Source organism: Parapedobacter tibetensis (assembly GCF_024704835.1).
GTDB lineage: Bacteria > Bacteroidota > Bacteroidia > Sphingobacteriales > Sphingobacteriaceae > Parapedobacter > Parapedobacter tibetensis.
Window position 1 is genome coordinate 67,837 of sequence record NZ_JAMXBE010000006.1, and the last position, 21,836, is coordinate 89,672.

A 21,836-nucleotide genomic window follows, 5' to 3' on the forward strand; every position below is an offset into this window, starting at 1 on the left:
GATACGGTTGGAAGTTTGCCCTAAAGGGTGGCAATAACAGGTAGCATGAGATTCCTTTTGGGGATGATTTTTTTTATATTTATGTTAAACGGATATGATGGATAAAAATGAATTAAGCCGCCGAAATTTTATCGGGAAAGTGGGATATGGCACATTGGCAGCACTTGCGGCGACGTCTGTGCCATCCTATGGTACTGTATTTTCTAAAGACGCCGGTAAACTGGCTATATTGGGAGGGAAGCCGGTCAGGGCCAACAAAGCATGGCCGAAATGGCCGCAGCCGGATGAAAAGATTGTAGCGAAAGTGCTGGAAACCACACGGAGCGGTATTTGGTGCCGCATCCAGTCAAAAACAGGTACCGTACCTACTTTTGAAGAGGAATACGCCAAGCTCCTTAATACGAAGTACTGTGTGGCAACCGGCTCCGGTACGCAGGCGTTGAGTACCTGTATGGAAGCGCTGGGTATCGGTCCTGGAGATGAAGTAATCACGTCTCCATATACGGATATGGGTACTGTTTCTGCAATCCTGACGAGCCGGGCACTGCCGGTATTGGCCGATCTGGATCCGGAGGCCTATCAGCTGGATCCGGACGATGTGGAACGTCGCATCACTCCGAATACCAAAGCCATTATGCCGGTCCATATGATGGGGCAGCCTTGCAACATGGGCCGTATTATGGAGATCGCCAGGAAGCATAATCTGAAAGTGATCGAGGATTCCTGCCAGGCGCAGCAAGCCATCTATCGCGGTAAAAACGTAGGAGCTATCGGAGATTTAGGGTGTTTCAGCTTCCAAAGCAGTAAGATAATGCCCTGTGGAGAAGGTGGCGCTATTATTGGAAATGATTTCGATCTCATGGAGCAGTGTTTCACGGTGCAGAACCACGGGACGAACCGGAAGGGAAAGCACGTAACGATCGGCCCGAAGTACCGGATGAATGAATTTGAAGCTGCTGTTTTATTAGGGCAAATGGACAGCATCGTAGACCGCTTCCATAAGCGGAATGAAAATGCCAGGTACCTGAACAAACGATTGAAGGACTTTCCAGGGTTGCGGTCTCAAAAACTATACGAGGGAACTGAAAGCGGTTCGTATTACCTGTATGCGATGTCATACAAGAAAGAGCATTTTAATGGGATCAGCCGCGAACAGTTCCTGAAGGTCATGGCCGCAGAAGGTATCGGTCTAAGTCCGTATATTCCGAACGGACTGCACCGGGAAGCCTGGATCGATCACATCGTTAACCTGAAATCATATAAGCAACTGTTCGGCGAAAAACGCCTGAAAGAATACCGGGAGGCCATGGATCTGCCGAATTGTGACCTCGTCTGCAGTGAAATGGCGATGATCTGGGCTTCCGGCCCGTTGCTGGCTGAAAAAGAGGATATGGACCACATTGTGAATGCGATTGAGAAGGTGTATGCAAATCGTGATCAGCTGAAAGCGATATAGTCGTTGTCTAGGAAGCAATTTCGCCAGATGAAAAGATACTCAAGACGACAGTTTGTTGCTGCAGCTGCGGCAGGGCCGCTGATGGCAACCATCGCCGGCACCGCTGTAAGAGCCGAACGGAAGGGGCATTTAGAAGCAACGCCCTGTCAGCAGCCAACCTTTATGAAGGTGAATAACCGTATATTTGGTGCAAAGCCTGATGATCGGGGCGATATAGGCGGATTCAATTATACGCAAACTTTCACAAAAGGTAATTACCTGGTACAAAGCCCAGAAAGTTTAATAGAGACCTTATCAAAAGCGAAAGCAGGGGACGTTGTTTTTATCCCCTCAGCTATAATCATTGACCTGACTACCTTCATTTATATTGATGGGTTTGTACTGGAGATACCGCAAGGGGTAACGCTTGCCGGAGATCGTGGTTACAACGGTTCAGAAGGGGCGCTGCTCTGCAGTGATGTGCTGAAAACAAAGGTGATGATCAGGGCTGCCGGTCCAAACGTACGTATCACCGGTCTCCGGATCCAGGGACCTAACTCAAAGCGGCATTCAGCGCATCATCGGAGAGCATTTGGGCCGGATGGACAAGGAAGTGAATATTATTATAAATTTCCGGTTTCCTCAGGAATAGAATCATCATATGATGGCTTAGAGATAGATAATTGCGAGATTACGGCTTTTTCTCATTCGGCTATCAGACTGGGCGAAGGAGTGAACCATCATATTCACCATAACTATATTCACCATTGCCAGTATCATGGGTTGGGATATGGTATTGCACATATTAAAGCATCCTCCCTGATCGAGTATAATCTTTTTGATAGTAACCGCCACTCCATAGCAGGTACCGGCGTACCCGGCTGTAGTTACACAGCACGTAACAATGTGGAGTGCGGGGTCTCGTTAAGCCATTGTTTTGATATGCACGGAGGGAGGGACAGAAAAGATAATACGGACATTGCCGGTACATCCATTAAAATTTACAACAATACGTTCAGGGCCCCTCAATATGCCGTAGCCATACGCGGCGAACCGGAAGAAGCATGTGAAGTCTTTTGCAATTGGTTTTCCCGGCATACGGAAGCGGCGAAGGCTGTGCTGGGTTATGAAAGGACCCATGTGTACGATAATTTGTACGGAACCGGGAACAGCGTAGTGAAATGAAAGAGTTTAACCACCTATATTTTTCCGACCCTGTATTTTGCAGCCGGATTATTGACGTAGGAGCGAAAGCTGGGTACGAAACTACTGAAACAAACAGATATAATGAGGATCATTCGTATTATTTTAATCTTAGGAATTTTTAACAGCTGCTTGCTTCACGCATCAGGCAATACGACATCGGATACACTGCGGGTTGCCGCATTTGATGTGGATGCAACACCACCAGTCGGCAGTTATCTGACATACGATCGCATGACCCACACCTGGGATATGGGGTTACGGGCGCGGGGCCTGGTCTTGCTTGGTGCCGGAAAGCCGATCGTGCTGTGTTCGGTTGACTGGATCGGGATAGCCAATGAAGGACAGGATGAGTTTAAGCGTGTACTGGCCGCGGCCGCCGGAACGGTTGCCGATCGGGTGGCGGTACATACGGTTCATCAGCATGATGCTCCAACCTGTGATTTCGGTGCCGAAGCACTGCTGAAAACAAAAGGGATGGACCTCATTAACTATGAGGGAAGTTTTGCCAGAACGGTTATCTCCCGCCTGGATTCGGCGGTGAAATTCGCTGTACAGCATAGTCAGCCTGTTACGCACGTGGGTCTGGGAAAGGCGGAAGTCATTGACGTGGCTTCCAACAGGCGGATCCTTGACAAGAATGGAAAGGCAACCATCAGCCGGACATCGTCTGCCCGCGACGCAGCCATCAGAGCAATGCCCCTCGGACTGATTGATCCGGAGGTATCGCTGGTCAGTTTCTGGAATAATGAAAAACCCGTCGCCGTGCTGAGCTATTACGCTGTGCACCCGCAAAGTTATTACCGCACAGGGAACGCTAACCCGGATTTTCCGGGAATAGCCCGGTTTATGCGGCAAATGGAGGTTCCTGATGCCGTGCATATCCATTTTAATGGTGCTGGAGGTGATATTACGGCTGGTAAGTACAACGATGGCTCGAAGGAAAACAGGTTGGAGCTGGCAGAACGTCTGGCTAATGGGATGAGGAGAGCGTGGGAAGATACCAGGAAGGAAAAGGTCAGCTCAGAAGATATTACCTGGGCTTCAGAGCCGCTTAAGCTACCTATTGCCGAATCTGCTATTATACTGGAGCAGCAGCTTGCCGAACATAACCCTATCTTTCTGGCCAACAACGTATATAAGCTTGTTCTTTCAAAGCGCCAGGCTGCCGGCAAATACATTCCGTTGGCGTGTCTGGGGATAGGTAAAGCCCGTATCCTGCATCTGCCCGGAGAACCATTTGTTGCCTTTCAGCTTGCGGCAAAGAAAATGCGCGAGGATTTGTTTATTGCGGTAGCGGGTTATGGGGATTATGCCCCGGGATATATTTGCACGGCCGAAGCCTATGAGGAGGGGGGCTATGAAGCAGGACCTGCATCGGGCGTCACCGCCGAGGCCGAGAAGGTGGTGCTGGATGCCATGGAAAAATTATTGAAAAACGAATAGAAAATTACTGGAAATATGTCTGATCAACACCAATCAAGGAGGAGTTTTATCAAAAAGACTGCTGTAGGCGGTATGACGCTTGCCTTAGCTAATTCGCTGTCATTGCCGGTCTGGGGAGCTGATGAGCAACCGTTGATGTTTTTTGATGGGTTTACCAACATAGGCCCTAAACGAAACAAACATCCTGCAGAGCGATGGAGCCTGAAGCATTTGGTAGACGAAATGGAACACTGTTCCATTTCGGGAGCATTAGTAGCCTCTATACTTTCGGTTACCTACGATCCGATGTATTCCAATCTGGACTTGAGCAGGTTGTTGAAGCCTTATCCTTATCTTTTTCCCATATGGAATTTAATGCCTGCCATCACCGATGAGTTTCCGGTTACGCAAGAGTTGGAAATATTGATGAAACGGCACGATGTACGGGCAGTGACCGTCCATCCCGCGGGCAATAATTGGGACTGGAAAACCGATGAAGCGGTTGAATTATTCCGCTGGTTGGAGAGCAGGCGAATATTGACGATTATCCGGGCGGAACAGTTCGGTGGATTGGGCGGGGTAAAGCAATTGCTGAATACCTATCCCAACTTGACGGTATTGTTGACCGGGGTCACCTGGAGTTTCCAACGGACAATCCTGCCCATGCTGGGCGTTTATAAAAACTTACACATTAGTTTTGATAACTTCCAGATCAATGAGGGGTTGGAAACGTTGTACCAAGATGGGTATATCGACCAGCTGGTTTTCGCTTCCAACGCTCCGACGATGTCTGCGGGCGCGCATCGAGCCTACGTGGATTATGCGGCGATATCCAAGGAGGCCAGGGATAAAGTTGCCGGCGGCAACCTAATCCGGTTACTGCATGGACAGCACCCTCCGGCAATCAGGGAGAACAAATCAGAAGACATCCTGATGAGCGCCGTTCGGCACGGAAAACCCGTTCCGACACCGGTCATTGATATGCACATACATATTCTTCACGAAGGCTTGAATGGAGCGGGGTGGCACTACCGCATGCATAATGGCGGCCCAAGTGGTGTGTTTAAATTGATCAAGCGACTGGGCTACGTAGGGGGAGGGGTTATGAGTTGGAACGGCGTGGTTAGTGTGGATTCAGCAGGAGGGAATGTCACGGCAACAGCGGCTTTGGATGCGGCTCCCGAAGGATATTGGGGTCTGGCAAACTTCGACGCGGTACACTATACGCAGGAAGAACTGGCGGTAATGATCCCCGAGGTTTATAAGGACAAACGCTTCATCGGGATGAAACCATACCTCCACTATGGGGTCCAGTACCATGATCCATCGTACGATATCTGGTGGAAGTACGGGAATGAACATCATTTGTACGGATTGTTGCATAACTCCCGTTCGGACTTGTTGGAAGTGGAGACCTTGGCACCAAAATATCCCAATGTCCGCTGGGTCATCGCTCATGCTGGGGGCAGTTTCAGGATGGCCGATATGGCGATTGCAGCGATGAAAAAACACCCCAATATTTATGCTGAAATCACACTAACCCCGGTACATCTTGGTATCATCGAATACCTGATCGAAGGCGCAGGTGAGAACCGCATTCTGTATGGGTCTGATCTGCCTATGCGCGATCCGAGGCAGCAGCTCGGATGGGCCGTATTTACCAGGCTCCCACTGACAATTAAGAAAAAATTGCTTGCGGAAAATGTCTATCAGGTAATACAGCCGAGTCTTAAGCGGTTGCCCGTGCATAATATTCCTGAGATATTCCGGAATAAAGGATAATATGATCGAATCAGTGCGTATTACGGGGTTTGTATCTGCATGAATATGAAAATTGGTTAAATGAGCCCTTATAATAATTGTCCCCAAATGAAACCGATATGATTGAAAATAATCAGTAAATCCACAGGGATATAATTATTCAATCATCCAAGCTTTCAACAGGCCATTGAAAATTAAAATTGAACAGATGAAACAAAATTTCACCAAGGTGCTGGCGGCCATAGTGCTGGCGCTATATACATTGGAAGCCACCGGGCAAAGCCCGACGGATATCAGCATACCTCCCTTCGTAAACGTAGCGCCGAAAGCCCCTCAGTTTCCCTTAAAGACAGACCGCTTGTTATACACGGATGAAGAGATAGAACAGGCGCGAAACAACATAAAACAGGATGCAACGGCAAAAAGTGTCGCAGATAAGATTGTCAGCGCAGCTGGTTATTGGCTGGACTGGCAGGATCAGGATATTGTCGATCTGATGACGGACGCACGGGTGCCACGCGCGTTTGATCTCAACGCAAACGGCTGTCCCATCCACGGTGCCGAAGTGTTTGCAAAAGGAGGTGCCTATCCATGGATTGTGGATCCGAAGAAACCCTTTCAGGTAAAATCGCCCATTGATGGACGTGTGTTCCCGGACAATGATTATGCAGCCTATTACAAAAGCGGGCTTAAGGAGAAGAAAGGATGGGACGCGAAATATGTGGATGATGGCTGGGGCTGGGTAGCGCCCGATGGCGAACGGTATTGGTTTGTAGCGTATGCCAATCATTGGATTTGGCACCGCCACATCATTCCCGGAATCGGCAATCTTAGTAAAGCATATTTATTGACCGGAGACAAAAAATATGCGTACAAAGCCGTGTTGATGCTCCATCGGCTCGCAGAAGTGTATCCGTCGATGAACCATGAAGACCAATCCCGGTACGGGTTGATGACCAGGGCGCGCGGAGGGGTGTACCGTGGCAAGATTATCAATGCGATCTGGGAAACCGCTACAGCTTCTGTAGCTGCTGCAGCCTACGACGCTGTATGGGACGCTATTGATGATCTTCCTGATCTGCATACTTCGCTGAACAAAAGCGGAATAGAAATCAGATCGTATATCGAAGCCAACTTCGTCGAAAATGCGTTGTTGGCGTATGAGCAGAACAAGATACTCGGTAATTTTGGTATGCATCAGGCCGCTGTACTGAATCTCATCATTGCGCGGCAATATGCCGAGCCTGAGCGGTACCTCAATCATTTGTTGGATGATGCCGGACAGAACAGAAGTAAAATGGGCCTGCGCTATGCCTTGTATAATCAGGTTTTCAGGGATGGGCTCCCGCTTGAATCACTCCAGTACAATTTTTTATGGATACGATACCTGACAAAAATCGCTGACCTGCTAAAGAAAAAAGGAGTTGACCTGTTTGACGAGCCACGGTTCAGGATGCTGCTGGACGGCCCGATTCATTCGGTGGCAATCGGGAAATACACGCCGGCGTTGGGTGACGGAAGTGATGTGTTAGGCGGTATTACCGGTCGTTCCGCGGAAACCTATCAGTCTGCTTACCATGCGTATCAGGACGAGCGTTATCTGTCGTGGCTGGAGCCCGCTGATGCGAGGGGCTTTCCGTCTTTTGAATCCTTGTTCCGGTCAGCAAGTCCTGCGAAGAAACAGCAAAACAATGATGTTCGCGTGGTGCAACCTTTGCCTTCCCGTGTCTTTGCGGGATACGGATTGGGCATTTTGAATGACCCGGAAGACGACGTTGCGCTGGCACTCAAATACGGGATGCATTACGCCCATTATCATTGGGATTTTCTGAATATTGAACTGATGGCCAACGGTCAGAAGATGATGCCTGATCTTGGATATCCTGATGCCATGAATAACTATGTCAAAGGGATCGCTACCTGGTCGACAAATACCATTTCTCACAATACCGTCGTCGTCAATGCTTCGCGCCAAACACAGAACATTCCAGGAAGGTTACATCATTTTGCAGATGGCACGTTCGCCCGGAATATGGATGCGGAATCAGGGGCTTACCGGCAGGCATCCCAGTACAGGCGGAATGTCGTGATGGTGGCGGCGAACGATCAGCAGCATTATGTGGTCGACTTTTTCCACGTGCAGGGAGGAAAGCAGCACGATTATTCGCTGCATGGGCCTCCGGGCGAGGTCCTGCCGGTGGAAGGCGTTTGGAGTGAAAAACAACCGGGTACTTTGGCCGGAACGGATGTGAGTCTTGGTGAGATCTATGATAACCGGTTGCTGGATACCGCGGGCGAAAGAATCGGGTATCGCCGGTATGTGGGATCAGGTTACCAGCATTTGTTCCATGTACAGCAACTGCGGCAAGGCAATGCATTGGTAGAATACCAGCATGTACTGGATTCAAATGCCCGTTTAAGGCTGCATATGCTTCCCGCTGAACACCAGGAGGTATTTCTGGCTGACGCCTACGATAAGCCACGTGCCAAAAACCATGTTGTAAAGTATATGATAGCGCGCCGCGCAAACCTTGCTCCCGAAAAGAGTGCCAGTACTTTTTCTGCTGTATTTGAAACGTACAAGACAAAACCTTACATCCGATCGGTGGAACATCATCCGCTGACTACCGGATCAGGTGCGTCTGTGAGGGTTGTAAGGAACGGTTTTTCAGACGTTATTATCTGCGATACCGTTGGCTCCGAAAAAGAGTTGCGGCAATACGGCATACAAACGGATGCGAATACGGCAGTAGTCACATTTGATGACAAAGGAAAGTTGACGCGTGTTTACTTCAGCGATGGAACGTATCTGAAATGTAAAGGACAATCGTTTGTCCGTAAACCGTTACGCGGCGAGGTGCAGGCAGTAGATATTGCCGCTAACCGGGTAACCATGACGTTCCCGCGCGGTACGGATCTCAAATCCATGGGAGGGCAGTCGGTCAGGACAGTGCATTTTACGAACGGACACCGCACCACGGTGCATCCGGCGTCTCTGCAGGTTGCGGTTGACGGGCAAGCGAGCCTGCATACAACTGATGACCTGCGTATGGGTTATTTCGGTGTGGCACAGGTTAAAGGGAATGCACTGACAACAGATACAGAGTTGAATTTTTATCATCATTATCGTGGATCAACCCTGGTAAATAAGGATTTAGAACCTGTTGGGATGATTGTATCGGCAGAAAAACAAAAACTCACTCTGGATAAGGATGTGTCCGGTAAGGTGAGGAAGGCCGATAAATTATGGGTATCTGATGTCGGTGTGGGAGATAAGGTGACGATAAAAACGGTATTCTCCTGGAGCCGTAAATAGTGATCGCTCCAGTGCGTACGATAATCTGGAAGTAGAATAGCGACCATGTTAATAAACCAGAAAATAAAGCGGTTGTGGTGTTTGTCGGTGATATTGACAGTGATAACTGTGGACGCTGTTTCACAGCACAAGCGCCTGTCAGTAAATCATCGGGCAACGCATCCGGTTTTTTCTCCGGATACAACAGGCATCATCGGTCTTAAACGATCGGTGGCCACGGTTATGGACCTTTCGGTTGATGAGCTGATCGGCCAGGTACCGGACGCCTCAGGGATTTTTTTTGTAGGTTGCCCCAACTGCCACGGCGGAGCGCAGGAAATGGGTGTACTGAGCTGGAAATCGGGTATGGGTGACCAGGTGCGTTGTAATTACTGCGATATGTTGTTCCCCAATGAGCATTTCCCCAATAATGGGAAAAAATTGATCATTGCACCAAGCGGGAAGCAACAGGTCTATCGCTATCATGAAGATGCCAACGGCCGGCAATATTTTTTTGAACCACATGCCTGGTATGACCGCTGGACATGGATACAAACCATGGCAGACCAACTGGCAAGATTATGGTTTGCCACGCGTGATAACGCCTATGGTGACCGGGCAGCTGCTATCGTCGGGCGTTTTGCACAGCTATATCCGGATTATGCAATCCGGTATGATTATCCGCATGCGCCGGTAAAATTCTTTCCGGCTGATCAGAAATGGCCTTATAAAGGAGTTGGGCCATACCGCGGTGCCAAATGGAGCTGGTGGGGCTATATGGATATTCCTGTCACATTGGCAATGGCTTATGATGTCTTGCAGACGGGCTATGACTGGCGGCGTATGGATGCAGTTATCGGGCCAGGAACGGATCAACTGATTGAAAAGGATCTGCTGCGGCTTGGTTATGAGTTTACAACCGCGAATCCGGAGGTGTATACCAACATGTCGCCGCGTACCTATCAAAGCATGATCCGCGTGGGCCGGGTATTGGGAGATCCTTCCATGGTGCATGAGGCTGTAAAACGTTTCCGGGAGTTCGTCTCTATGGTTTTTTTTGATGATGGCTGGTGGAAAGAAGGGACACCTTCTTATCATGATATGACCATTAACGGGGTGAAGGCGGTGGCCGATGCGCTGGCGGGTTATACAGACCCCCCTGGCTGGAAAGGGGAGCGTTTTGAAAATTTTGACCCGGAACAGGAAGTTCCGGTGTATAAAAAAGCACTGGCCGTCAGTAGGGAAGCCGTTATGCCAAATGGACGGAAGATCCCCATCAATGATACCTGGTGGCACACACGTGGAGAAGCAACGGACAGCGGCGTATCTCATTTGTGGCCGTCGTTGGGCAATGCTGTCATGGGTGTGGGTACAGGTGAGGACCAGGTTATGCTCAATGTAAACTGGAGCGGCGACTTCGGCCATTCGCACGATGATAACGGATCCATTATCTTGTTTGCCGCCGGGCAGGAACTCTTGTCGGATATCGGATACACCCACACCCGGTATCGTGGATGGACGGTACATACGGCATCCCACAATACGGTGGTCATTAATCAACGCGGGCAGGATAAAGCTTCCGGTGGGCAGCAAGTAACCGGAAAACTATTGTTATATGACGATAAGCATCCGCACGTGAAGGTCATCGATGTGGATGCATCTCCTGCTTACGCTTCTGCTGCCCGTGCTTACCGGAGGCAGCTGCTTTTGGTGCATGCCGCTCCGGGACGGGATTATGTAGTTGACCGCTTCGACGTGGAAGGGGGGCATGACCACGACTGGTTCCTGCACGGTATGTGTGAAGAGGAAGGGACATTGGAGACGAGTATTACGCTCGATAAGCCGTTAACAAGCCTGGTTCCTGCCTGGGGTGGGAATAACGGACCCAAAACACAATATGATACAGACCGGGAAGGCAGGCGTTTCCATGCCTACTGGCACTTACGTGATGTGCTCGGAGGGCAGGCCCTGCAACCGTGGACCGCAACGTGGCGCTATCGCAACGCAGGTTTGCGGACTCATTTGCTGTCCCCGGACAATACGCAGGTATTCCGGTTTCGTACCCCGTCCGTTAGGCGGGCCGGTGAAGACGGGAATAAACTGGATGACTTTTTCCGCCAGGGGCTTATGCAACGGCATTCGGGGGGCAAGTCCACATTCCTTGCCATACACGAGCCATTCCGCAAAGAAACGTGGATCAGCGGTGTGCAGAAGGACGGCAACATCCTAGTGGTGCGCTATATACTGAACGGAACGGCGATTGAAGACAGGATCACGCTGGGTGATGGAAACATCCGGGTTTCTTCTTCTGCCGGATGGGATTACCAGGCAGAAGAGAGGCTGATAAATGAATAGACAAAACACTAAATTACAACTATGAATAGGTGCATCATTAACAAATCCTGCAAAAAATTGCAGATGCTATTACTCATTGCGGTATGCTTGCTGCCGACCACGACCGTGTTGTCGCAGCCCGCTGAAAGCAGGTTCACGGATCATGGGGTAGTATCGCCGGCAAGTACATACCGCGGTGTCGTTACCACCGTTGACGGAGAGGGAAAGGATGTGCTGTTGGTGTGGTTGTTTGATGTGCGAGGCGGCTATGCGTTATTAATGATCGATGCCGAAACGGGCCATACCGAGCAGTTCCCTGTCCCTTTCAATAACCACAGGGGCGATAGCCCGTTTTCATCGCTGCTTTCGTCAACAGATAAGTTTTATAGCCATTTTAACGGTTACTTTGTGGAATTCGACCCCAAGAAGAGAGCCTTTACGTTCTGCGGCGAAAGCGCCCCCCAGATGGCTATGGGGATGACCGAAGACGACCAGGGTCGGATATGGGCGGTAACCTATCCAAACAGCGGTGTAGTAAGTTTTGATCCCAAAACCCGTGAATTTACCGATTACGGATATGTTCATAAAGAAAACTGGGCCCAGTACCAGCGGTTCGTAGCTACCGACGACGCAGGCTGGCTTTATTTCGCGATGGGCAATACCCATACGCAGCTTGTCGCCTTTCATCCCGGCACACACGAAACCAAAGCTGTACTCCCCCAGGAAAAAAGAAAGCGGGGCATGGCCTATTTGTACCGTAACCACAACGGCAAAGTATACGGACAGGCTTTAAGAGATGCAAAAGAAGACTGGTACGAATTGTATAAGGGAGAATTCAAATCTATAGGCACTGCGCACCAGGCTGATGAAAAACCCATACGCACCGGTATGCAGAACCTTTTTATCAAAGAGTTACCTAACGGGAAGTTGATCGAGCGGCTGGATCTTACAGAGCGGTTGCTGGTTATAGCAGATCCCAAAACCAGCACAACGAAGACCGTGCATTTTGATTATTCCAGTGAGGGGTCATGGATCATGGGGGTCGGCGCTTCGCCGGATGGTCAGGCGATCATAGGCGGCAGCTCGTTCCCCATGCGCCAATTCACTTATTATCCCGCCACGGAGCAATGGGGGCACCAGTCGGCATATGGGCAGTATAATGCCCTGGCCCGGCAAGGCCACCAGGCATTTTTTGGCTCCTATCCCGGAGGCAACCTGCTAGTTTGGGACGCGCAGAAAAAGCCGCAGCTCCTGGTCAAATGCGATCCGGTCATCTACCGCCCACACCGGGTGCTGGCGCACCCCGACGGCCAAACAATTGTCATGGGTGGGGGGCCGGCTTATGGTTATACGGGCGGCGGTTTGCTGTTTTATGACCTGAAGTCAAAGAAGCACACGTTATTATCGGATTCCAATGTTGTGCTTGACCAGTCAACCATGAGTCTGGTGCCATTGCCTGGGCGGAAATTAGTAGGCGGTACCACCATCGCGCCCGGCACCGGGGGCGAGCGCAAAGCCAAACAAGGCGAGCTGTATATCATCGATATGGATACCAAGCAGGTAGAGTGGCGTTCGCCCGTCATACCGAATGTACAGAGTTATACCGATTTATGCCTGAGTGCCGATGGTAAAGTATACGGTATTGCGGACCGGAAATGGTTTTTTGTTTTTGATCCCGACAGCAAAAAACTGCTGCACAGGGAAGATGTATCCGCGTTATTCGGATTATCAGTTGCCGAACAGTCGCCGCGTGTATTTGTCCAGGGGCCTGAGGAGGTTATCTATATATTATTTGAGCACAATATAGGCCGCATTGAACCGTCCGCACCGGCTGTTACTCTGGTCAGTAAATCACCGGTGCACATACGTGCGGGGGGCGATTACCTGGACGGGCGTATTTATTTTGTAAGCGGATCACGCCTGTATAGTTATACCTTATAAATTTTCGGGTAGCGGCGCCAGATGGATACCCTGCCCAACCGGGCTAAGCTGGCCAGCTACTTGGGAATGAACCTGTCTAAACTGAAATAGCTGCCGGTGGAGGAATTGAGGGAGAAGAAGCGATGATGGTTTGTGTTTATTGTTAGTTTCTTCTTATTATGAACATAGTGTCGTATTGTATTTTGGGTAACATTGAAAAAATATAGTTTCTAATAGAAAAAAGCAGTATAGTCGTTTTGCCGCATATCGGATTTTGGTTAACCCAAGCGTTGTTGTCGGGTGTTGCACTTAGTGTTCACGGAAGCTAGTTGCAGGAATCAACTCCAGTCCGCAGATTAAAGGAAGCTTATCTTTGGGTACACGAAGAAAGCGGTGGACCTATAGGTGCGCAGGTAATAAAGGGTGTTAACTATATCCATGAGTCGTTTTCTGATTACTTGTTTGCAACAACAGAGCTCGTCAGCCACATTAGCCCATCCGGAAAGGCATGGAAAAACAAATGCCACGCAAAAAATTGGAATTATAAATTATATTGTTGTATTTAGCGGGTACGTTACCGATTTAAATATGTCAATCAGAAAATGGTTAGTCGCCCTTGGCCCGGGCATCGTTACAGCGGCTATCGTATTTGGCCCCAGTAAAATTACTATTACGTCCAAGATGGGGGCGATGTATGGGTATGATTTGTTGTGGGTGGTGGTGGTCGCCATCTTTTTCATGATCGTTTTTACAAACATTGCTTCCCGTATTGGCGTGGCTACCAGACAATCACTGCTCAGTACCATACGGGAAAAGTATGGCAAATGGGTCTCAGGGTTGATCGGCATCGGCATTTTTATGGTAGCAGCTTCATTTCAGGCCGGCAATTCAGTTGGCATTGGAATTTCCATTGCTGAAGCAAGAGGCACCTCATCCGTTCCGTGGATCATCCTGTTTAACGTAATAGGTATTGCCCTGTTGTTTTTCCGTGATTTCTACAAAATACTAGAACGGCTAATGATAACCATAGTGGGGCTGATGTTGTTTGCGTTCCTTACTACAATGTTCTTGGCCCTGCCAGACATTAGTGGTATTTTGGCCGGTTTTGTCCCAACCGCACCGACAGGTTCGATTGGTTTGGTGATCGCATTTTTTGCGTCCTGCTTTTCCATTGTAGGAGCATTTTACCAAACTTACCTGGTGCAGGAACGGAAAAAGATCAGCCCGGGGCTGAATCTGGATAACAACAAAGGTGTGACCGGCATGATCATCTTGGGGTTGATGAGTGCCGTGGTGATGATCTGCGCGGCGGCCGTGCTACACCAGCAACAGATACCGGTCAACAAGGCGTCGGATATGGCAAAAGCGCTGGAGCCCCTGTTTGGCAGTTATGCCTCGCAGTTATTTCTGATTGGACTGTTTGGAGCTTCTTTTTCATCGCTGATCGGTAACGCTACCATCGGCGGTTCCCTCTTGTCGGATGGGTTTGGATATGGCAGCCGGCTGGATTCCAAAGTAGTGAAATGGCTGATCGCTTTTGTGATGGTCACTGGTAGCGTGATTGCCATCGGTTTTGAAAAACCACCGCTGGAGATGATCGTATTCGCCCAAAGCGTGACCATCTTCCTGGTCCCTTTTATTGGTGTGGCCATGTATGCAATATCCTGTAACAAAACCTTGATGGGCAACTACGTGAGCCCACCGTTTATCCGCATAGTCGGTTTTGTGGGTCTGCTGATCCTGATTATGCTCGCCGTTTACAATTTCAATGAACTATTTTTAACATAATACATGATGGATGATTTAACATTATTGGAGCAGGAAATACTAAAACCCTCACCGGTGCTGGTGGATGACATCAGCCGCATCCAGGGAGATATATTATTATTAGGCGTGGGGGGTAAAATGGGTCCTGCCATGGCCCGTGTAGCACGACAGGCAGCTGATATAGCCGGCAGTAGCCAGCGTATTATTGGTGTCTCGCGCTTCTCTGACGGGGATGCCCGCACGGCACTTGAAGCGGCGGGTGTGGAAACGATCGCAGCTGATCTGCTGAACGAAGCTGACCTTGCTGCACTGCCGGATGCCCCCAATGTGATCTACCTGGCAGGCCATAAATTTGGTACTACCGGGAAGGAGCCGTTTACGTGGGCCATGAACGCCTACCTGCCAGGCAGGGTGGCGGAAAAATATAGAAATTCTAATATCATAGCCTTTTCCTCTGGCAATGTGCTCCCCTTCGTACCGGTAACATCCGGCGGCGTATCCGAGGAAACCAACCCTGATCCCATTGGCGAATACGCCCAATCTTGCTTGGGCAGGGAACGGATATTTGAATATTTTTCGCAGAAGAATAATACTCCCATGCTCATTTACCGGCTGAACTATGCCGTGGACTTCCGGTATGGGGTAATGGTAGAAATCGCGAAATCGGTGCTCAGCGGTGAACCGATTGACCTGCGGACAGAAAACGTGAACGTGATCTGGCAGGGCGATGCTAATGAAATAGCGATCCGCTCGTTGCTCCATTGTGCATCGCCTGCAAAAATATTGAATGTAACGGGTCCGGAAACTGTTTCCATACGCTGGTTGGCCCAGCAATATGGCCTGCGTTTTCAAAAAGAACCATTATTTATCCATGAAGAACAGCCTACTGCATTGTTGAGTAATGCATCCGAAGCCCACAAGCTCTTCGGGTATCCAAGGGTCACACTGAAGGAGATGATTGATATGACGGCATCCTGGTTACTCCAAGGAGGTAAATTGATTAACAAACCCACTCATTTTCAAGAGCGAGGCGGAAAATTCTAAGCATATGAAGACGATTACATTAGCGCAGCACAAACATGACCTGCTTCACAAAGGAATGGTTATCCCGGCACATCCGCTGGCTTTGGATGCCCAACGGCACTTGGATGAAGATAGGCAGCGGATGCTGACCCGTTATTATATCGCTGCGGGAGCAGGCGGGGTAGCGGTGGGTGTACACAGTACCCAATTTGCCATACGCAATCCAGGAATTGGCCTGTTCGAACGGGTATTGCGGCTGGCAGCAGAGGAGGTAGACCGATCTGAGGCGGCCGGTCATTTCCTGAAAATCGCTGGAATATGCGGCGATTTGGAGCAAGCAGTCGGAGAGGCACAAACCGCCTATCAGTTGGGATATGATATGGGGTTGCTGAGCATGGGCGGATTACAGGGGTGGGACGAAACACAACTATTGGAACGCACGGCAGCTGTCGCCCAGCATATACCCGTCTTTGGTTTCTATTTGCAACCCAGCGTAGGGGGCAGGGTGTTCAGCTATGATTTCTGGACAAAATTTATCGAAATCCCCAATGTGTTGGCGATTAAAGTAGCCGCTTTCAATAGATACCAAACACTCGATGTGATGCGGGCGGCCTGTTTTGCAAAAAAAGACATTGCATTGTACACGGGTAATGACGATAATATCGTCGCAGATTTACTGACAGATTATACGTTTGAGGTGGAAGGCCGTCCGGTGCGGAAACATTTCGTTGGGGGGCTGTTGGGACATTGGGGGGTATGGACACATTGTGCGGTGTCGCTACTGGAGCAGATAAAATACTGTCGGGCTTCAGGTTTCCGTGAAATGGATCGGTTACTGCAACTGGGCGTGCAGGTTACCGATATGAATGCAGCGATTTTCGATCCAGCCCACGATTTTCAGGGCTGTATTCCGGGTATCCATGAAATACTTCGGAGACAGGGATTACTTCAGGGGGTGTGGTGTCTCGATCCGGGGGAAAAACTGTCGCCAGGGCAGGATACGGAGATCAGTAGGGTTTGTGGAAATTATCCAAATCTTGTCGACGATGATTTTGTCGTTGATTTTTTTGGAAATCAGTATAGCAGTAGTTGACCATACGAAAAATACAGCAGAATATGATACAAATCGCAAACACAGATTCCGCATTTGAAAGCGAACCTTTACGGATACCCTTCGGCTTCAAAGGTGCATATTTGACCACATTGTGGCAGGTCATATGCCGATTGGTCTCACCCACGGGCGATCAGGGCATCGGTCTGGCCACCCAAAGCGCATTGTATGCCGATGCCGAATTATTTGCACAACATGGGGAGGAGCAGAGCAATGCCTGGATGTATGCGCTCGTTGAAAAATCACTACAGCATTTGGGCAATACCCGTTTTGAACATCCCGTTGACATGATGGAGAAATTGCTGCCCCTAGCCATGCAAGAGGCTGTTAAACTTACGGGAAAACGAGACTTACATACCAACTTCAGTTACAATGCGTTGGTTAGCATAGACTATGCGGCCTGGCAGCTGTACGCAAAAGCGATCGGGCATCTAAATTTTTTTGAGATGATTCCCCAGGCGTATAAGGCTCCGTTTAGTTATCGGAATTCGAAGATTGGGATCATGTTTCAGATATCCTACGATATGCCGCTGGAAGCGATAGAAGCTGCAGTGGATGAAGGATATTTTATTTTCAAAATCAAAACGGGGCATCCCGGCAATCAAGCGGAAATGTTGGAAAAGGATATGGCCCGGCTTACCCAAATCCACGAAATATTGAAAGAACGATATACTCCACATACCCCGGACGGTTTTATCCGATATACCATGGACGCAAATGGACGTTATGAAAGGAAGGACACGTTGCTTCGGTACCTCGACCATGCCCGGCAGATTGGCGCACAAGCCCGGATATTGTTTTACGAAGAGCCTTTTTCGATGGCCGATTCGCAAACCGTGGATGATATTGATATGGCCATTGCAGGTGATGAACGGATATTCGACGAACAAAGCGCCTTGGAAAGTATACAGCTTGGTTATAACGTGATCGTGCTGAAGAGTGTGGCCAAAACGCTCAGCACAACATTGAAGATTGCAAAAATTGCCTATGATCATGGTATCCCCTGCGTTTGTTCAGACTTAACGGTAAATCCCATCTTAGTTGAATGGCAGAAGAACCTGATCGCCCGTTTAGCCCCATTCCCAGCAATCAATATGGCAATGATTGAAACCAATGGGGATAGTAACTACACACATTGGTTGCAAATGCTCACCTATCATCCATGCCATGAGGCACCATGGACGGTCCGCCATAAAGGCGCATTTTATTTGGATGATACGTATTATGCATGCAGTGGGGGTATCTTCAAACCCTATCCACACTATGAGCGCCAACTTGGAGGGTTCGACACGATTGGGGCCATTATAGATGAGTAACGTATTGAAACGTATGCCTCACGTTGGAGTAACTTGTAACCCGCACGATGAGCGGCACGCCAGCATTCATAGCCAGCAAAAGCCATTGTCAAAAAGCCAATTTTTGGAGGCTGAATAAGAAAAATAAATTAAAATAATATTTCAGAATATAAAATAGTTTACATATTTTCGTGTACGTACACGTAAACGAAAGTTGAGGAAATTTTCAATAGGACGGCAGGTGTGCAACATTATAACCGGATCATGAAAGAATCACCAAACTCAAGAAGAGATTTTATCAAAAAGACCGCTATCGGTGCCGCAGCGCTTTCTTTTGGTGGTGTACTCTCTGGTTTCAGCGCAAAGAGTTATGCCATATCCTGGGCGCCAATGAACGCGTCAGGGTAGCCATGATGGAGGTTAATGCACGTGGACTGGCATTGGCAACTAATTTTTCGAGCCAAGATAATTGCGAAGTGGCTTATGTTTGCGATGTGGACAGTCGGGCGACCGACAAACCCCAGTTGGAACTTATAGAAAAGGGAAGTGGTAAGGTCAAGATTCGCCTGAGCTGTAAGACTGAAGGGACCTCAATTGCTTATCGGACGGATAGCATGGCTACTTGGTCCCTATATATCGAACCTTTTGAAATACCTACTGATACCCAAATCCATGCAAGGGCCATTAGGTTGGGTTTTAAAGAAAGTCAGGAATTGGTATATCCACGCTAAGAACAATGCCGATAGTATGGATATGCCAGCAACAGATGTTAAGGTAAAGAAATGAACAGAAAACTACTCTTGGTGCTACTGTTATTCGGTGTTATTTCAACCGCTTTGTTGGCACAAACTGCGCTTGAAAGACAAAAGGAGTACCTGAATGACATCCTGCAGATTAATATTAAACAACGGTTTAAGGAAAATACAAGAAGGGTAACTTTCCAAGACAGTACTTGGGAAGACTGGTTATTACGTACGGGAGAATTACCTCCAGATTTTGCACAAATGCCATCTATACCAATGCTTCCAGCGCCCTTAACAATTATTCGTGATGGCAAAGAGCACCCCATAACTACATTAGGAGAATGGGAAAAAAAGCGTGAATGGATCAAAAAGGAGTACCAACATTGGATTGCGGGAAGTACGCCCCCCGCTCCGGAAGATATGAAGGTAGAAGTGCTTGCTGATGAAATAGAAGGAAAGACCCGTATACAGTTAATCAAATTAAGGTTCGGTCCCCAATACAAGGCCAGCATGACATTGGAGTTGATGATACCAATAGGTAATGGCCCGTTTCCGGTATATATGACCCAATGGACGCATCGGGGCTGGGCACAATTGGCAGTGAGAAGAGGATACATCGGTTGTGTATATGCTGCTGCCGACGCAAAAGACGATACAGAAGCCTATCAAGCATTATACCCGCATGATGATTTCAGCATGCTGATGCGTAGAGCTTGGGGCGCTTCGCGAGTTGTTGATTATTTATTAACCCGCAAAGAAGTTAATGACAAACAGATCGCCATCACCGGGCACTCCCGAAATGGGAAGCAATCATTATGGGCAGCAGCGTTTGATGAACGAATCGCAGCCGTTATTGCTAGTAGCTCGGGTACTGGAGGTGATGCACCTTGGCGGTACGGAGACCCCCAATATGCCAGTGAAACATTGGATTATGTAACCGCATTGAATGGCCATTGGTTTCACCCACGTTTGCGGTTCTTTTTCGGCAGGGAAGACAAATTGCCGATAGATCAGAATTTATTAGGGGCATTAATCGCTCCAAGGGCATTATTATATCATTACTCCATCGTGGAAAAAGGGTTGAATTCCTGGGCGAATGAACAATGTTACTATTCGGTAAAAAGGGTTTATGATTTTATGGATGTTCCTGACAATATCGGTGTATTGACCCGCATGGGTGAACATGCTGTCGCTGCCAGGGATGTCGAAAAGTCGATAGATTTCCTAGATATCCATTTTAAAAGAAGAAAGCTTACCTGGCAAAACAATCTATACTTTACATACAATTATGATGCGTGGGAGCAAGAACACCTATCAGATGAAATCGCTGCCGACACAATTTCTCCGATAACCTTGAAAGAAAGGTATCAGCATCTATCGGCTTTCCGTACCGATAGGGAGAAAATCATTGAAAACTTGAGGTGGTTATTAGGAAATGAACCTCCGGGGGTCAAAGCAAACAAACCCAGCGAAGCAATTGAAGCGAGGCATGATTGGATTAACAAGATTATAAGTGAACCGAAGGTTCGCGGAGCCAAAGCAATACATCTCGGGCCGTACGATGCTATAGGGGATCATATAAGTGGCATATTGTATTGTCCTGTGGACCAATCCGGCAATATTAAATATCGTGAAAACGGAAAGATACCCGCGGTGATTTACCTGCACCAATATGCATATTCTACGGGGTATGCCAAGGGTTACCACAAAGAAAGAAGCAATGGCAATGGTTTGCTATTTGAAAAGATGATTGAAAATGGTTTTGCCGTGCTCGCCATTGATATGTTAGGTTTTGGTACCCGGATTGAAGAAGGTACCAATTTTTATGCGCGGTTTCCACAATGGTCTAAAATGGGGAAAATGATCGCGGATGTAACGGGCTGTTTGGATGCATTGGAAATGATTGAATACGTAGATAACAAACAGATTTATTTATTGGGGAATACGATTGGAGGCAGTGTTGCATTGATGACGGCTGCTTTGGATGATCGGGTGGCTGGCGTTGCGGTAGTCGCCGCTTTTTCCCCGTGGAGAACATCAGATGAACAGTATCCAAGTTTAAAAACGTATGCTCACTTACATGGTTTTATTCCCCGTTTGGGTTTATTTGCCGAACGTCCAAAACAAGTACCTGTTGATTTTGATGAGATTATTGCAGCGATAGCCCCAAAACCAGTGATGATTATTGCACCTCAGCTCGACCGTTATATGGCAGAGCGCGAAGTAAGGCGAGTCTTGGATAATGCAAAGGGTGTTTATCGTTTATACGGGGCAGAAGATGAATTACTTGTGGAATACCCGCGCGAAATTAACAGGATGACAAGTCAGATGAATCACCAAGTCGGTCATTTCTTCTCGAAACTTTACAATAAAAACTGACCTGACCGCATAAGAAAATAAAATAAAATATGGCAATTAAAAATAAATCATTTACCTTCGTGTACGTACACGAAACACTTTAAGAGGCAATTTTCAATTGATGGGAAGAAAATAAGGCTTCAATATTATTATAAAACAATAACTA

14 protein-coding genes are annotated in these 21,836 nt (G+C 48.4%); all 14 read left to right on the forward strand.

Annotated elements, in window-relative coordinates:
• Positions 1-94: 94 nt before the first annotated feature.
• Positions 95-1,456, forward strand: a complete 1,362-nt coding sequence (locus NF543_RS11800) for a DegT/DnrJ/EryC1/StrS family aminotransferase (protein ID WP_257668332.1) — start codon at positions 95-97, stop codon at positions 1,454-1,456.
• 27 nt (positions 1,457-1,483) lie between these two features.
• Positions 1,484-2,620 carry a right-handed parallel beta-helix repeat-containing protein gene (locus NF543_RS11805; RefSeq protein WP_257668333.1) on the forward strand — a complete coding sequence of 379 codons (1,137 nt, stop codon included), beginning with the start codon at positions 1,484-1,486 and terminating at the stop codon, positions 2,618-2,620.
• 150 nt (positions 2,621-2,770) lie between these two features.
• Positions 2,771-4,084, forward strand: coding sequence for a hypothetical protein (locus NF543_RS11810; protein WP_257668334.1), 1,314 nt, complete (start codon positions 2,771-2,773; stop codon positions 4,082-4,084).
• Positions 4,085-4,099: 15 nt separating this feature from the next.
• Positions 4,100-5,845: an amidohydrolase family protein gene (locus NF543_RS11815; RefSeq protein ID WP_257668335.1), complete on the forward strand. Its 1,746-nt coding sequence runs from the start codon at positions 4,100-4,102 to the stop codon at positions 5,843-5,845.
• Between the two features lie 187 nt (positions 5,846-6,032).
• Positions 6,033-9,140 (forward strand): heparinase II/III domain-containing protein, encoded by a 3,108-nt coding sequence (locus tag NF543_RS11820; protein ID WP_257668336.1) that lies wholly within the window; start codon positions 6,033-6,035, stop codon positions 9,138-9,140.
• A 45-nt stretch (positions 9,141-9,185) separates the two neighbouring features.
• Positions 9,186-11,474: a heparinase II/III domain-containing protein gene (locus NF543_RS11825; RefSeq protein ID WP_257668337.1), complete on the forward strand. Its 2,289-nt coding sequence runs from the start codon at positions 9,186-9,188 to the stop codon at positions 11,472-11,474.
• A 21-nt stretch (positions 11,475-11,495) separates the two neighbouring features.
• A complete protein-coding gene (locus tag NF543_RS11830) occupies positions 11,496-13,394 on the forward strand; it encodes an NHL repeat-containing protein (protein ID WP_257668338.1) in 1,899 nt (632 codons plus the stop codon).
• A gap of 567 nt (positions 13,395-13,961) precedes the next feature.
• On the forward strand, positions 13,962-15,161 hold the full coding sequence (locus NF543_RS11835; RefSeq protein ID WP_257668339.1) for an Nramp family divalent metal transporter: 1,200 nt from the start codon (positions 13,962-13,964) through the stop codon (positions 15,159-15,161).
• 3 nt (positions 15,162-15,164) lie between these two features.
• Positions 15,165-16,184, forward strand: coding sequence for an NAD-dependent epimerase/dehydratase family protein (locus tag NF543_RS11840; protein ID WP_257668340.1), 1,020 nt, complete (start codon positions 15,165-15,167; stop codon positions 16,182-16,184).
• Positions 16,185-16,188: 4 nt separating this feature from the next.
• On the forward strand, positions 16,189-17,256 hold the full coding sequence (locus tag NF543_RS11845; RefSeq protein ID WP_257668341.1) for a dihydrodipicolinate synthase family protein: 1,068 nt from the start codon (positions 16,189-16,191) through the stop codon (positions 17,254-17,256).
• Positions 17,257-17,279: 23 nt separating this feature from the next.
• Positions 17,280-18,590, forward strand: a complete 1,311-nt coding sequence (locus tag NF543_RS11850; RefSeq protein WP_257668342.1) for an enolase C-terminal domain-like protein — start codon at positions 17,280-17,282, stop codon at positions 18,588-18,590.
• Positions 18,591-18,833: 243 nt separating this feature from the next.
• Entirely contained in the window at positions 18,834-18,977 is a 144-nt protein-coding gene (locus NF543_RS11855) for a twin-arginine translocation signal domain-containing protein (RefSeq protein ID WP_257668343.1), read from the forward strand.
• 2 nt (positions 18,978-18,979) lie between these two features.
• Positions 18,980-19,300: a chitobiase/beta-hexosaminidase C-terminal domain-containing protein gene (locus NF543_RS11860; RefSeq protein WP_257668344.1), complete on the forward strand. Its 321-nt coding sequence runs from the start codon at positions 18,980-18,982 to the stop codon at positions 19,298-19,300.
• A 51-nt stretch (positions 19,301-19,351) separates the two neighbouring features.
• On the forward strand, positions 19,352-21,691 hold the full coding sequence (locus NF543_RS11865) for an alpha/beta fold hydrolase (RefSeq protein WP_257668345.1): 2,340 nt from the start codon (positions 19,352-19,354) through the stop codon (positions 21,689-21,691).
• Positions 21,692-21,836 lie beyond the last annotated feature (145 nt).

Bases quoted from the DNA above. Each gene is read 5' to 3' on its own strand.
- NF543_RS11800 (WP_257668332.1), top strand. From the start codon at position 95: ATGATGGATAAAAATGAATTAAGCCGCCGAAATTTTATCGGGAAAGTG.
- NF543_RS11805 (WP_257668333.1), top strand. From the start codon at position 1,484: ATGAAAAGATACTCAAGACGACAGTTTGTTGCTGCAGCTGCGGCAGGG.
- NF543_RS11815 (WP_257668335.1), top strand. From the start codon at position 4,100: ATGTCTGATCAACACCAATCAAGGAGGAGTTTTATCAAAAAGACTGCT.
- NF543_RS11820 (WP_257668336.1), top strand. From the start codon at position 6,033: ATGAAACAAAATTTCACCAAGGTGCTGGCGGCCATAGTGCTGGCGCTA.
- NF543_RS11825 (WP_257668337.1), top strand. From the start codon at position 9,186: ATGTTAATAAACCAGAAAATAAAGCGGTTGTGGTGTTTGTCGGTGATA.
- NF543_RS11830 (WP_257668338.1), top strand. From the start codon at position 11,496: ATGAATAGGTGCATCATTAACAAATCCTGCAAAAAATTGCAGATGCTA.
- NF543_RS11835 (WP_257668339.1), top strand. From the start codon at position 13,962: ATGTCAATCAGAAAATGGTTAGTCGCCCTTGGCCCGGGCATCGTTACA.
- NF543_RS11840 (WP_257668340.1), top strand. From the start codon at position 15,165: ATGATGGATGATTTAACATTATTGGAGCAGGAAATACTAAAACCCTCA.
- NF543_RS11845 (WP_257668341.1), top strand. From the start codon at position 16,189: ATGAAGACGATTACATTAGCGCAGCACAAACATGACCTGCTTCACAAA.
- NF543_RS11850 (WP_257668342.1), top strand. From the start codon at position 17,280: ATGATACAAATCGCAAACACAGATTCCGCATTTGAAAGCGAACCTTTA.
- NF543_RS11855 (WP_257668343.1), top strand. From the start codon at position 18,834: ATGAAAGAATCACCAAACTCAAGAAGAGATTTTATCAAAAAGACCGCT.
- NF543_RS11860 (WP_257668344.1), top strand. From the start codon at position 18,980: ATGATGGAGGTTAATGCACGTGGACTGGCATTGGCAACTAATTTTTCG.
- NF543_RS11865 (WP_257668345.1), top strand. From the start codon at position 19,352: ATGAACAGAAAACTACTCTTGGTGCTACTGTTATTCGGTGTTATTTCA.